The sequence below is a fragment of the Streptomyces sp. Je 1-4 4N24 genome (assembly GCF_026239515.1).
Classification (GTDB): Bacteria; Actinomycetota; Actinomycetes; order Streptomycetales; family Streptomycetaceae; genus Streptomyces; species Streptomyces nigrescens.
Window position 1 is genome coordinate 3,254,593 of record NZ_CP110836.1, and the last position, 13,116, is coordinate 3,267,708.

At 71.2% G+C, this 13,116-nt stretch carries 13 protein-coding genes and 1 pseudogene; 7 read left to right on the forward strand and 7 right to left on the reverse strand.

Annotated elements, in window-relative coordinates; genetic code table 11:
- Positions 1-75: 75 nt before the first annotated feature.
- A complete protein-coding gene (locus tag SLV14N_RS13775) occupies positions 76-1,095 on the reverse strand; it encodes a 4-hydroxy-3-methylbut-2-enyl diphosphate reductase (protein WP_208681159.1) in 1,020 nt (339 codons plus the stop codon).
- 85 nt (positions 1,096-1,180) lie between these two features.
- On the opposite strand from SLV14N_RS13775, the gene SLV14N_RS13780 reads away from it, so the two are divergent.
- The 4 genes from SLV14N_RS13780 to SLV14N_RS13795 all read left to right on the forward strand — a co-directional run bounded on the left by SLV14N_RS13780 (position 1,181) and on the right by SLV14N_RS13795 (position 5,294).
- Entirely contained in the window at positions 1,181-2,680 is a 1,500-nt protein-coding gene (locus SLV14N_RS13780; protein WP_263269483.1) for an APC family permease, read from the forward strand.
- Positions 2,681-2,908: 228 nt separating this feature from the next.
- Positions 2,909-4,144 carry an exodeoxyribonuclease VII large subunit gene (gene xseA, locus SLV14N_RS13785; RefSeq protein WP_263269484.1) on the forward strand — a complete coding sequence of 412 codons (1,236 nt, stop codon included), beginning with the start codon at positions 2,909-2,911 and terminating at the stop codon, positions 4,142-4,144.
- A gap of 29 nt (positions 4,145-4,173) precedes the next feature.
- Entirely contained in the window at positions 4,174-4,467 is a 294-nt protein-coding gene (locus SLV14N_RS13790; RefSeq protein ID WP_208681162.1) for an exodeoxyribonuclease VII small subunit, read from the forward strand.
- A gap of 233 nt (positions 4,468-4,700) precedes the next feature.
- On the forward strand, positions 4,701-5,294 hold the full coding sequence (locus tag SLV14N_RS13795; RefSeq protein ID WP_208681163.1) for a malonic semialdehyde reductase: 594 nt from the start codon (positions 4,701-4,703) through the stop codon (positions 5,292-5,294).
- 78 nt (positions 5,295-5,372) lie between these two features.
- Here the strand turns inward: SLV14N_RS13795 and SLV14N_RS13800 are convergent, their stop codons facing one another.
- Positions 5,373-5,909: a DUF4245 domain-containing protein gene (locus SLV14N_RS13800; protein WP_208687862.1), complete on the reverse strand. Its 537-nt coding sequence runs from the start codon at positions 5,907-5,909 to the stop codon at positions 5,373-5,375.
- 205 nt (positions 5,910-6,114) lie between these two features.
- Between SLV14N_RS13800 and glpX the strand changes: the two genes are divergently transcribed.
- The gene (gene glpX, locus SLV14N_RS13805; protein ID WP_093637586.1) at positions 6,115-7,146 is read left to right on the forward strand and encodes a class II fructose-bisphosphatase; all 1,032 of its coding nucleotides are present in this window, start codon (positions 6,115-6,117) and stop codon (positions 7,144-7,146) included.
- A 132-nt stretch (positions 7,147-7,278) separates the two neighbouring features.
- Here the strand turns inward: glpX and SLV14N_RS13810 are convergent, their stop codons facing one another.
- Positions 7,279-7,584, reverse strand: a complete 306-nt coding sequence (locus SLV14N_RS13810) for a WhiB family transcriptional regulator (RefSeq protein ID WP_263269485.1) — start codon at positions 7,582-7,584, stop codon at positions 7,279-7,281.
- 302 nt (positions 7,585-7,886) lie between these two features.
- Positions 7,887-8,684, reverse strand: a complete 798-nt coding sequence (locus SLV14N_RS13815) for a DUF1707 domain-containing protein (protein ID WP_208687863.1) — start codon at positions 8,682-8,684, stop codon at positions 7,887-7,889.
- Between the two features lie 260 nt (positions 8,685-8,944).
- Here SLV14N_RS13815 and SLV14N_RS13820 point away from each other — a divergent pair, with 260 nt between their 5' ends.
- A complete protein-coding gene (locus tag SLV14N_RS13820; protein ID WP_093637580.1) occupies positions 8,945-10,618 on the forward strand; it encodes a fumarate hydratase in 1,674 nt (557 codons plus the stop codon).
- A gap of 168 nt (positions 10,619-10,786) precedes the next feature.
- Here SLV14N_RS13820 and SLV14N_RS13825 read toward each other — a convergent pair whose 3' ends face one another.
- The 3 genes from SLV14N_RS13825 to SLV14N_RS13835 are packed head-to-tail and all read right to left on the reverse strand — an operon-like array spanning position 10,787 to position 12,836.
- A complete protein-coding gene (locus SLV14N_RS13825) occupies positions 10,787-11,437 on the reverse strand; it encodes a TetR/AcrR family transcriptional regulator (RefSeq protein WP_263269486.1) in 651 nt (216 codons plus the stop codon).
- Positions 11,434-12,114: a DUF4166 domain-containing protein gene (locus SLV14N_RS13830; RefSeq protein WP_263269487.1), complete on the reverse strand. Its 681-nt coding sequence runs from the start codon at positions 12,112-12,114 to the stop codon at positions 11,434-11,436. The genes SLV14N_RS13825 and SLV14N_RS13830 overlap by 4 nt, the downstream gene beginning before the upstream one ends.
- Complete coding sequence (locus tag SLV14N_RS13835) at positions 12,111-12,836, reverse strand: hypothetical protein (RefSeq protein ID WP_263269488.1); 726 nt, start codon at positions 12,834-12,836, stop codon at positions 12,111-12,113. Before SLV14N_RS13835 ends, SLV14N_RS13830 begins: the two co-directional genes overlap by 4 nt.
- Before the next feature lie 198 nt (positions 12,837-13,034).
- On the opposite strand from SLV14N_RS13835, the pseudogene SLV14N_RS38815 reads away from it, so the two are divergent.
- Positions 13,035-13,106: pseudogene (locus SLV14N_RS38815) on the forward strand (fumarate hydratase C-terminal domain-containing protein); the annotation flags it as partial.
- Positions 13,107-13,116 lie beyond the last annotated feature (10 nt).

Here is a 13,116-nt window from a genome sequence, read left to right on the forward strand (position 1 = left end):
AGGCGCGGACGGGGCGGCTCGCCCCCGGGATGAGTGGACTCATGGCCCGGACGGCGAACCGGCAGCGGCGGGGGTTCAGTCCTCGGTGGCGGCCTTGGCCTCGGCGCGCAGGTCCCGGCGGAGCTCCTTGGGCAGCGAGAAGTGGATGGACTCCTCGGCGGCCGTGAGGGTCTCGACGTCCTCGTAGCCGCGCGCGGCGAGCCAGTCCAGGACACCGTGGACGAGAACGTCGGGGACGGAGGCACCGGAGGTGACGCCGACCGTGCCGACGCCCTCCAGCCAGGCCTCGTCGATCTCCTCGGCGTAGTCGACCAGGTGGGCGTCGCGGGCACCGGCGCCCAGCGCCACCTCGACGAGGCGCACGGAGTTCGAGGAGTTCTTGGAACCGACGACGATGACCAGATCGGCCTCGGCGCCCATCTGCTTCACCGCGATCTGGCGGTTCTGAGTGGCGTAGCAGATGTCATCGCTGGGCGGCGAGAGGAGGTTGGGGTAGCGGCCCTTGAGGGCATCCACCGTCTCCATGGTCTCGTCGACCGAGAGCGTGGTCTGGGAGAGCCAGACGACCTTGTCCGGGTCGCGGACCTCGACATTGGCGACGTCCTGCGGGCCGTCGACGAGGGTGATGTGCTCGGGCGCCTCACCGCTGGTGCCGATGACCTCTTCGTGGCCCTCGTGGCCGATCAGGAGGATGTCGTAGTCCTCCTTGGCGTAGCGGACGGCTTCCTTGTGCACCTTGGTGACCAGCGGGCAGGTCGCGTCGATGGTGGCGAGCTTGCCGCGCTTGGCCTCTTCGTGGACGACCGGGGCGACGCCGTGCGCCGAGAAGATGACGATGTTGCCCTCGGGCACCTCTTCCGTCTCGTCGACGAAGATCGCGCCCTTCTTCTCCAGGGTCTTCACGACGTACTTGTTGTGCACGATCTCGTGGCGTACGTAGACGGGGGCGCCGTACTGCTCAAGGGCCTTCTCGACGGCGATGACGGCGCGGTCCACGCCCGCGCAGTATCCACGGGGGGCGGCGAGCAGGACCCTGCGGCGCGAAGCGGCTTCGCCCGGGGTGGTGGCGGGAGTCGGGCTGGGCGAGGAAGTCATGCGTCCCATCGTAAAGGCGTGCCCCCGCCCCCGAAGATCGCACCGCTGGCCCAGACTGAGGGCGGCACGCAGCGAGGAGGCACAGATGCCGGTCACGGGCGGCAGTGGGGAGGAGGGGGCGGAGGACGGCGCCGCCTGCGGGGGCGGGGGCTCCGGCGCTCCCGGGGCGCTGCGGCGGACGCTGACCTTCCGGGATCTGCTCGTCTACGGGCTGCTGTTCATCGCCCCGATGGCGCCGGTCGGAATCTTCGGCGCACTGCAGGCCACGTCGCACGGTGCGATCACCCTCGTCTACCTGGTCGCGACCGTCGCGATGGCGTTCACCGCCTTCTCGTACGCCCAGATGGTGCGGGTCGCCCCGCGGGCCGGTTCGGTCTACACCTACGCCCGGGTGGGGCTGGGCGAGGGCGCGGGGTTCGTCGCCGGATGGATGGCGATGCTGGACTATCTGCTGATTCCGGCGGTGGCGTATCTGTTCTCCGGGATCGCGCTGCATGCGCTGGTGCCGTCCGTGCACCCGTGGGTGTGGACGGCGCTGGCGGTGGCCGTGACGACGCTGCTGAACCTGTCGGGCGTACGGACCGCGGCCCGGGCCGGGTTCGTGGTGCTGGCGATGGAGATCGTGGTGCTCGCGGTCTTCGTGGTGTCGGCGGTCGTCGAGCTGGTCGTGCACGGGGCTCCGCGGGGCTGGGCCGAGCCGCTGACCGGTGAGGGCGGGTTCTCGGTCGGGGCGGTGCTGGCCGCGGTGTCGGTGGCGGTGCTGTCCTATCTGGGCTTCGATGCGATCGCGTCGTTCGCGGAGGAGGCCGGGGGCGGCCAGGGCGGCCGGGGGCCCGGCGGGCCGGACCGGGTGGCGCGGGCGGTGCTCAGCTGTCTGGTGGTGGCCGGTGTGCTGTTCGCGGTGCAGACGTATCTGGCGGCGCTGCTGATGCCGGTGAGCGCGGCGGAGCTGGCGGCCCGGCCCGCGGAGCAGGGCGCGGCGTTCTACGCCACGGTCGACTCGGCGGTGGGCCGGTGGCTGCAGGATCTGGTGGCGGTGAGCAAGGCGGTCGGTGCGGCGTTCGCGGCGCTGGCGGGGCAGGCCGCGGCCGGCCGGCTGCTGTTCGCGATGGCCCGGGACCGGCGGCTGCCGGGGGCGATGTCGAAGGTGGACGCGGGCAGCGGGGTGCCGCGCCGGGCGCTGCTGGGGGCGGCCCTGGTGACGCTGGTGGCGGCGGTGGGCGCGGCCCGCAGGGACGACGGGCTCGCGCAGCTGTCGTCGATCGTGAACGTGGGGGCGCTGACGGCGTTCGGACTGCTGCACGCCTCGGTGATCGGCTGGTTCTGGGTCCGCCCACGACGGGGGCGCCCGCCGCTCGGGCGGAGCGGAGGGCTCGTCGGACGGAGCGGAGGGCTCGCAGGAGGGACCCCGAGTGTGCTGCGGCATGCGGTGGTGCCGTTGCTGGGACTGGCGGTGGTGGTCGCGGTGGTCGTCGAGGCGTCGGCCACCGCGCAGATCGTGGGCGGGGTCTGGCTGGTGGCGGGCCTCGTGGTGCTGGCGGTGCAGCACGGCGGGCGGGCGCGGGCGGGCGGGGTGCGGGGCTGACGGGGACCGGGCGTGACGGCGGGAGCGAGGCCGGCCGCGGCGGGAGCGGCCGCGGGCGGTGACCGGCGGCGGGGCAGATCGGGCCCGGACGCCGGGCCGGGCACCGGACCGGACGCCGGGCCGACGGACACCGCCGCGGGGCGCCTCCCGGCCGAACACGGGCCTCCCGGCCGGCCACGGGCCGCGCGGCCGCCGCCACTGTCAGTGCCCGCCGCTACTCTCGCTCGTATGGCTGTTTCTACGTCCCCGGAAGCGCCGATCCCGGTCGGCGAGGTGTCCCGGCTCATCGGCGGCTGGATCGAGCGGCTCGGCGCGGTGTGGGTCGAGGGGCAGATCACCCAGCTCTCACGGCGGCCCGGCGCGGGGGTGGTCTTTCTGACGCTGCGTGACCCGTCGTACGACATCTCGGTGAGCGTGACGTGCTACCGCCAGGTCTTCGACAAGGTCGCCGATGTGGTGAGCGAGGGCGCCCGGGTGGTGGTGCACGCCAAGCCGGAGTGGTACGCCCCGCGCGGCCAGCTGTCGCTGCGGGCCGCCGAGATCAAGCCGGTCGGGGTCGGTGAACTCCTCGCGCGCCTTGAGCAGTTGAAGAAGTCGCTGGCGGCTGAGGGGCTGTTCGCGGCGGACCGCAAGAAGCCGCTGCCGTTTCTGCCGCAGCTGATCGGGCTGGTCTGCGGCCGGGCGAGCGCCGCGGAGCGGGACGTCCTGGAGAACGCCCGGCACCGCTGGCCGGCCGTCCGCTTCGCGGTGCGCAATGTGCCGGTGCAGGGGGTGCATGCCGTCCCGCAGGTGGTGGCGGCGGTCCAGGAGCTGGATGCGCTGCCCGAGGTGGACGTGATCATCGTGGCCCGGGGCGGCGGCAGCGTGGAGGATCTGCTGCCGTTCTCCGACGAGCAGCTCGTACGGGCCGTGGGTGCGGCCGTGACCCCCGTCGTCTCGGCGATCGGCCATGAACCGGACAGTCCGCTGCTGGATCTGGTCGCCGATCTGCGGGCCTCGACGCCGACGGACGCGGCGAAGAAGGTGGTGCCCGATGTCGGTGAGGAGCTGGCCCGGGTCCAGCAGCTGCGGGAGCGGGCGCGGCGGGCGGTCGACGGCTTTCTGCAGCGGGAGGAGCGGGGGCTGGCGGCGGCGCTGCAGCGCCCGTGCATACAGCGGCCGCAGCGGATGATCGAGGACCGCGAGGAGCAGGTCACGGCGCTGCTGGAGCGTGGCCGGCGGACCCTGGGGCATCTGCTGGACCGCGCCGACTCGGAGCTGACGCACACCCTGGCGCGGGTGGTCGCGCTCTCCCCCAAGGCGACGCTGGAGCGCGGCTATGCGGTCCTGCAGAAGCCGGACGGGGCGGCGGTGCGCTCACCCCAGGAGGTCGGCGCCGACGAGACCCTCCGGGCCAGGGTCGCCGAGGGCGAGTTCACGGTGCGGGTGGACGGCGCCCCGGGCGCTGCCACGGCCGCCGAATAGTGCACGGACAGACTCTTAGGGTGGGAGACATGGCGAAGGCGAAGACGGACGACGTGGCGGACGCGGAGCAGGGTGCGGCGGCCGGGGTGGCGCAGGTGGCCCCGGTGGACTCCACGCTCGGCTATGAGCAGGCGCGGGACGAGCTGATCGAGGTCGTCCGCAGCCTGGAGGCGGGCGGCACGACGCTGGAGGAGTCGCTCGCGCTGTGGGAGCGCGGCGAGGCGCTGGCGAAGGTCTGCCGCCGCTGGCTGGACGGTGCGCGGGCGCGGCTGGACGCGGCGCTGGCGGAGTCGCCGGACGAGGCCGGGGCGGAGCGCGCCTAGGAGCGCACCCAGGGGGTGTCTCTGCCTGGAAGGACGGACTCAGCGGCCTTCCGGACCCCGGGGCGAAAGCCGGCCCCTGTGAACCGGCTCACAGCGATCCCCTTTTAGTTGAAACTTAATCTATTACGTTTACAGTGGTTCCCGTAGCACCCTGTGACAGCACCGCACTCACCGCAGTGCCCGCAGGACCGCTGAACCTTGAACCCCCCATCTGACTCACCGAGGTGCCCTTTATGTCTCTCGCCCTTGACGCCGCCGCTCAGGACCTCCTGTTCCGCGAGGCCCAGACCGCCAACACGTTCACGGACGAGCCGGTGACGGACGAGCAGATCCAGGCCATCTACGACCTGGTGAAGTACGGCCCGACCGCCTTCAACCAGACCCCGCTGCGGATCACCCTGGTCCGTTCCCAGGAGGCCCGTCAGCGTCTGGTCACCCACGCCATGGGCGCCAACGGCCAGAAGACCCTGACCGCGCCGCTGACCGCGGTCCTCTCCGTGGACCTGGACTTCCACGAGAAGCTGCCGAAGCTCTTCCCGGCCGCCCCGGGCATCAAGGACTCCTTCTTCTCCCAGGCCGCGGCCCGCGAGGTGGCCGGCACCCAGAACGCCACCCTCCAGGCCGGCTACTTCATCGTCGGTGTCCGCGCCGCCGGTCTGGCCGCCGGCCCGATGACCGGCTTCGACTTCACCGGCATCGACAAGGAGTTCTTCGGCGACGGCAAGCAGAAGTCCTTCCTCGTCATCAACATCGGCAAGCCGGGCGCCGACGCCTTCCACCCGCGCTCGCCGCGGCTGGCCTTCGACGAGGCCGTCACCGCCGTCTGAGCCCGCTCCCGCAAGCCCACGCACGAGGCCGCCGCGCCCTCCGGGAGGGTGCGGCGGCCTCAGCGATGTTCCGGCTGCTCAGCCCTTCTTCGCCACCAGCGCGGCGGCCAGATCGGCGAGCCGCCCGTACGGCGCGGTGCCGGTGACGACCGTGGTCACCCCGGACTCCTCACGGACCAGCGCCCGGTACTTGTCGCCCTGGTAGCGGTCCCACTTCTTGCTGCCGACGGCCTGCTTGCCCTCGGCCTTGGTCGCGCCGAGCGTGACGTCCTTGATGAACTTCCGCGGCATGGCATCGCTCTGCTCGATGGCCGCGTACTCCTGCTCCGGGTCGAGCATGCCCAGATGCCAGGCCCCGCCCTTGCCGTCCTCGCTCGCCTTGTACGAGACGGAGGTGGCGCGCCAGGTCTTGGGCAGCCCCTCGGGCGCGGCGACCGCATAGGGTGCCGCCCGCCGGGCCGTGATCAGTTCGACGCGGTAGTCGACCCGCTTGACCGCGTTCCTCGCCGCGTCCGCGCTCTCGTCGTGCGGGATGAAGATGTAGATCGCCCCGACGAGGATGCCGATCACCGCCAGTGACAGGACCATGTCCCGCACCGTTTGCCTGCCTCGCATACCTGCCACGCCCCTATGGTCCCCTATGGCCGCCGCGGACCGGACAGGCCCCCCGGTGATGGCCGTGACCTGCGGAAACAACCGGCCACCCGGCTCCCCCGCGGCTGCTCATGCGTGGGGCCCTCTGCTCATTTTGGCGAGGTACGGATAAGGTCGGTATCACCCTCATCCTTCACGGCCGTCGCCGTACAGAAAGGTGCGCTCGATGACCGAGCATCATCTCCCGTCCCCACTCGAGGTCAGCCCCGAGGCCCCGGACCGCAACCTCGCCCTGGAGCTCGTCCGGGTGACCGAGGCCGGTGCCATGGCGTCGGGCCGCTGGGTGGGACGAGGTGACAAGAACGGCGCGGACGGCGCGGCGGTCAAGGCCATGCGCGCCTTGATCCACACCGTCTCGATGAACGGCGTCGTGGTCATCGGGGAGGGCGAGAAGGACAACGCCCCGATGCTCTACAACGGTGAGCGCGTCGGCGACGGGACCGGCCCGGAGTGCGACGTGGCCGTGGACCCGGTGGACGGCACCACGCTGACCGCCAAGGGCATGGCGAACGCCGTCTCCGTGATGGCGGTGGCCGAGCGCGGCTCGATGTTCGACCCGTCCGCGGTCTTCTACATGGACAAGCTCGCCACGGGCCCCGAGGCCGCCGACTTCGTCGACATCACGGCACCGGTGGCCGTGAACATCAAGCGGATCGCCAAGGCGAAGAAGTCCGCGGTCGAGGACGTCACGGTGGTCATCCTGGACCGCCCCCGCCACGAGGGCCTGGTCAAGGAGGTCCGGGAAGCCGGCGCCCGGATCAAGTTCATCGCCGACGGCGATGTCGCGGGCGCGATCATGGCGGCCCGTGAGGGCACCGGTGTGGACCTGCTGCTGGGCATCGGCGGGACGCCCGAGGGCATCATCGCGGCCTGTGCGCTGAAGTGTCTGGGTGGCACCTTCCAGGGCAAGCTGTGGCCCAAGGACGACGAGGAGCGGCAGCGCGCGCTGGACGCCGGGCACGACCTGGACAAGGTGCTGGAGATCGACGACCTGGTCCGCGGCGACAACGTCTTCTTCGTCGCCACCGGCATCACCGACGGCGAACTGCTGCGCGGTGTCCGCTACCGCGCCGAGAACGCCTACACCCAGTCCCTGGTGATGCGTTCCAAGTCCGGCACCATCCGCCAGATCGACTCCCAGCACCGGCTGTCGAAGCTGCGCGCCTACAGCTCGGTGGACTTCGAGCGCCCCAGCTAGCGGCGCCCCGGCGGGCCGGTAACGCCCGCCCCCGTGCACACACTTCGCCCCCGTCGGAGAGTCTCCGGCGGGGGCGAAGTGAACCCTACGTCCTGTGGTGCGCCGTACGGGCCGAAGCCGGTGCCGCGACGGTCAGCCTGCCGCGGGCATATGGGCCGTGCGCTGGAGCTCGCCCTCCCGGCGCCGCCGGCGGGTCAGCACGACCCGGCGCTCGGCCGCGGTCAGACCTCCCCAGACGCCGTACGGCTCGGGCTGGAGCAGCGCATGCTCCCGGCACTCGACCATCACGGGGCAGCGGGCACAGACCCGCTTCGCGGCCTCTTCTCTGGCCAGTCGCGCGGCGGTGGGCTCCTTGGACGGGGCGAAGAACAGCCCGGCTTCGTCCCGGCGGCACACCGCCTCCGAATGCCAGGGGCCGGCCTCATCGCGAGCAGGCATTTGCTGGGACGGAACGACAGCGGCATCCTGCAGGGGCTGATGCGGTAGCAGCACGGTCTACTCCTGACGACGGCTTCGGCGCGAGAATCACCCTTGCCCGTCTCGCTGCGCACGGCCTTTTTCCGCACCCCGCAGCCGTACGAGAGACGATGCACCAGCCCTACCCGCTGTACGCACGCTTATGCACACCGTGGCGATCGTGCGACAACGAGAAAAGCGTCAGCGGACGAACCCTCCGGGAACACCGGCGAACGCCCCTCCGCAGCGCCCGCCGACCGCCGCCCGCGGCCCGTCCGCCGCCGTCAGTGGTCCGTGCCCTTACGGAACCGGTCCCGGCTCTCGCGGCGTTCGGAGCGGTGCTGCTCGTGCCACTCCCGCTGTTCCTGGCGCTGCTGGTGGTGGCGCTCGCGGTGTTCGTCGCGCAGTTGCCGGCGCATCTCCCGGTGCCCCTCGATCAGCCGGTCGCGCAGATCGCGGATCCAGGCGCCGCGCTTGGGCCTGGCCTCCACACTGCCCAGCACCGCATAGCCGTTGACCAGGACCTGCGGGGCGTCGGCGTCCTCCGCGTCATGGGTCTCGACCTCGAAGCTGCCGAGGATGCCGGAGCCGCTGCTGCGCAGCGTGATGTTCTGCGGGACCCGGATCTCCACGCTGCCGAAGACGGCCGTGACATTGATCTGGATCTGCTGCTGCGGGAAGACCGCCTCGGTCAGATCGATCTCGACACTGCCGAAGAACGCCACGGCGTTGATCCGCGCCGGGGTCTGCCAGCGGCCCTTGCGGACGGCGGCGCTGAAGATCGCGACGAGGTTCTGGTCGGGGGCCGGGGCGCCGGGCCCGTAGGCGTACCCGGCGGAGTCCTGCTGCGGGCGGCCGGCGCCTGCCGGGGGCAGATCCCGTACGACGGGCTCCAGTTCGCCCATGGTCTTGGCGCGGTAGACCGTGTCGATCCGCTCCGCGTGCTCCTCCGGGTCCAGCCGGCCCTCCGCCAGCGCCTCGCGGAGGATCTCGGCGATCCGGTCGCGGTCCGCGTCGGACGCCCGGATATCGCGTTCGGCCACCGCGGGCGGCGCCGGCGCCCCGGCCGCCGGCTTGGTCATGTCCAGCGGTTGCCGTTCCTGGAGCCGGTCCTGCTCCTGAAACGGTCCGGGCGGGGTCTCAGGGCCCGGACGTCCCCCGTTGTCTGCATCCACCGGCCCAGCGTACCGAAACGCGATAGATCGCGACTAGGAATCGAACGGACCCGGCCACGCGCCGACTGAGCCTTACCTCACAGCGGCGTCCGCTCCCCAGGGTTCTACGCTGTTCAGGCGCTGCCGTAGATGCCAGCCGGACCTCTCCGAGTAAGGAATGACCTTCAATGCCGGAATTCGCCTACACCGACCTGCTCCCCGTAGGTGAGGACAACACCCCGTACCGTCTCGTCACTTCGGAGGGTGTGAGCACCTTCGAGGCCGACGGCCGTACGTTCCTCAAGGTCGAGCCGGAGGCGCTGCGCAAGCTGGCCGCCGAGGCGATGCACGACATTTCGCACTATCTGCGCCCCACCCACCTCGCCCAGCTCCGCAAGATCCTGGACGATCCCGAGGCCAGCGCCAACGACCGCTTCGTCGCGCTCGACCTGCTCAAGAACGCCAACATCGCCGCCGCGGGCGTCCTGCCCATGTGCCAGGACACCGGCACCGCGATCGTCATGGGCAAGCGCGGCCAGCAGGTCCTGACCGAGGGCGGCGACGAGGCGGCTCTCTCCCGCGGTATCTACGACGCCTACACCCAGCTGAACCTGCGCTACTCGCAGATGGCTCCGCTGACCATGTGGGACGAGAAGAACACCGGCTCCAACCTCCCGGCCCAGATCGAGCTGTACGCGACCGACGGTGGCGCCTACAAGTTCCTCTTCATGGCCAAGGGCGGCGGCAGCGCCAACAAGTCCTTCCTCTTCCAGGAGACCAAGGCGGTCCTCAACGAGGCCTCCATGATGAAGTTCCTGGAGCAGAAGATCCGTTCGCTGGGCACCGCGGCCTGCCCGCCGTACCACCTGGCGATCGTCGTCGGCGGTACGTCGGCCGAGTACGCCCTCAAGACCGCCAAGTACGCCTCCGCGCACTACCTCGACGAGCTGCCCGCCGAGGGCTCCCCCACCGGCCACGGCTTCCGTGACAAGGAGCTGGAGGAGAAGGTCTTCGAGCTGACGCAGAAGATCGGCATCGGCGCCCAGTTCGGCGGCAAGTACTTCTGCCACGACGTCCGTGTGGTCCGGCTGCCCCGCCACGGCGCCTCCTGCCCGGTCGCCATCGCCGTCTCCTGCTCCGCCGACCGCCAGGCCGTCGCGAAGATCACCGCCGAGGGCGTCTTCCTGGAGCAGCTGGAGACCGACCCGGCCCGCTTCCTGCCGGAGACGACGGACGAGGAACTGACCGAAGGCGCGGGCCCCGACCTCGACGCCGTCGCCATCGACCTCAACCGCCCCATGGACGACGTCCTGGCCGAGCTGACCAAGCACCCGGTCAAGACCCGCCTCTCCCTCACCGGCACGCTGGTCGTCGCCCGCGACATCGCGCACGCGAAGATCAAGGAACGGCTGGACGCCGGCGAGGAGATGCCGGAGTACCTGAAGAACCACCCGGTGTACTACGCGGGCCCGGCCAAGACCCCCGAGGGCTACGCCTCCGGCTCCTTCGGCCCGACGACCGCGGGCCGGATGGACGCCTACGTCGAGCAGTTCCAGGCCGCCGGCGGCTCCAAGATCATGCTCGCCAAGGGCAACCGCTCCCAGCAGGTCACCGACGCCTGCGGCACGCACGGCGGCTTCTACCTGGGCTCCATCGGCGGCCCCGCGGCCCGTCTGGCCCAGGACTGCATCAAGAAGGTCGAGGTCCTGGAGTACGAGGAACTCGGCATGGAAGCCGTCTGGAAGATCGAGGTCGAGGACTTCCCCGCCTTCATCGTCGTCGACGACAAGGGCAACGACTTCTTCCAGGACCCGGCGCCGGCGCCTACGTTCACGAGCATTCCGGTGCGCTCGGGGAACTGACCCGCTCGCAGTACCACTCACGGGCCCCTGGCACCCGCCAGGGGCCCGTGGCATACCTGGGACGAAATGTCACCGCCGCCTGCGGCGGTACGGGAGTTGGGAGATGACTGACCCGCGACGGCCGGCCGCGCTCAGTACCATCCGATGATGTCGAGCCCCGGACCGCCGTTAGGGCGCCGATCGGGCGCGTCGGGCGGTGCCGCGGCGGAGCTGGGCGCGTACGGCGCGTTGGGCGACCGGGCCCAGGTCCTCCAGTACGCCGAGCAGTCCGGACAGCTGCTCCAGTGCGTCCAGGGCTCCCAGCGCCCCCTCCGGGTCCACGCCCTCGTACAGCTCCAGGCCGACGAAGCCCGCAGCGAGTGCCCGGGAGAGGCCGGTGACGTCCACGAATGCGGCGATCGGTGTCCCGGTCAGCACCCGCGCCAGCACCTGTTCGATCTCCTCGATCCACAGGGCGAGTCCGGCGACGGTCGCGGGGGCGAGCCGGGGCTGTGTCTGGGCCCCGGCCAGGAGCTGGGCGAGGACGGCGACATGGCCGGCGGCGCGCTCCTCGGCATGCAGCTCCCGTCCCAGCTCCAGGAGTTCGGCGAGGCTGCCGACCCGCGCGAAGCGCTCGCGGTAGTGCGCGACGCGCTGTTCCGCGCCGTACCGGCAGGCGGCGGCGAGGAGTTCGTCGACGCTGCCGAAGTGGTAAAAGACCAGGGCCTGATTGACTCCTGCGGTGGTGGCGATACTGCGGGCCGAGGTCTTGGCAATGCCCTGCTCGATGAGCGTCTGCAGCGCACCGGCGAGCAGTTTCGTACGGGTATCGGCGCTCATGTTCTGACCTCCTCGCGCAAGGGCCGCAGCCCGGCGCGCACCCCTCGCTCGGCGATGTTCACGAACTCGGCGGAGAAGGACCCCTCGTAGCCGAAGAGGGGGCCGAACCGCCGGTTGCCGACCCTCACCTGGATACGGAACAGCCCGGCCGCATCATCGTACGACTCGCGCACCACCGCATCGCCCCCGATCAGGTCCGGCACCCGGACGTCGACCGGCCCCTCCCGGAAGCGGTGCTCGCCGGAGCGGATGATCAGGGCCCCGGTGCTGTCCACCGTGAAGTGCAGGTCGGTGGCGAGGTGCTGGTGGGTGCCGAGGTAGTCGACGACGCAGCCTCGTTCGGGGCTGAAGACCATGGTGGCGTCGAAGCGGCGGGGGCGGCGCGGAAAGGAGAAGGTCCGGACGAAGGTGACGGTCTCACGGCCGAAGGAGTCCGTGTACGGGACGTTCTCGATGACGAAGGGGATGTTCCGGCCGGCCTGCGGGACGAGGATGTGGCGGCTGCCGCCGAGGGCCAGGAACGGCCGGACGAAGCTGCGGCCGTGCCAGATCCGGTCCATCGTGCCCCGTCCGATGCACGCCTCCCCGCTGTCGAGCCCGACGGAGAAACGCCGACGGATGTTCGGGTGGAGCCGGTCGAAGTCGGCGCCCAGAGCGCGCTGGAAGATCGAGGTCATGACTTCTCCAGGGTGGCGAGGAGGGCGGACGGGGCGGCAGCGCTCTCGCTGCGTCCGCCCCGTTCCGGCGGGCGGCGCAGACAACGGCGGGCGGCCGGGGTGACGGACCGGGGCGGCAGCAGCAGCGCGGCGCCTGCCACGGCGAGGACGGGGCCCACGGCCCCGGCGCCGGGGACCACGGCTGCGGTGACGAGGACCGCGGCGATACGGGCGAACAACTCGGCGAGGGCGTGGCGCAGCGACCGCTCCGGGGTGATCCCGCGCTCGCACCACAGCCGCAGCCGGTCGAAGGACCAGGCGGTGGCCCAGCCCATGAGCGGCCGGAAGAGGAGCCGGTCGACGACCCGGCCGAAGCGTCCCCAGCGCGGCCGGTAGTCGTATCCGGTGAGGAACCGCAGCTCCTCGCCGTCCGGGACGTACCGCCAGTACCCACGGCCCTCTTCGATGAGCGACAGCGGGTGTGCCGAGAAGAAGCGGAGGGCGGAAGTCCGGGTGCCGTCGGGCCGGTTGCGCTCACCGGCCGAGACGCCGGTGCCGTCGACCGTGAGCAATGGCAGCACGCGGGTCGCGTACCGGAAGTGCTGCGGCTCCCCCGGCTCGCACGGCAGATAGTCGATCTCGCTGAACCTCAGGTCCCAGCGCTGATGCCGGTCCGGCAGCTGACTGCGGTCCCACACCTCGTCGATCCCGGCGCGGATGCGCGCCTCCACGTACAGACCCATACGGATTCCCCCGTCCCAGACGTTTTGAGCGACTGCTTAAAACGCAGCGTAGAGGGTTTTGAGCGGTCGCTCAAGGTCGTTGTGCGGGCTGGAGGTTGCTGTGGCCCGGGGATCGGGGGCGGGTGCGGGCCGGGAACCGGGTGCGGGCGTGGGCCTGGGAATCGGGTGTGGGCCCGGGTTCGCCAGGGGCAGGCCCCCGCCCGTCCGGCCCAGGACTGCATCAAGAAGGTCGAGGTCCTGGAGTACGAGGAACTCGGCATGGAAGCCGTCCCAGTTTCCT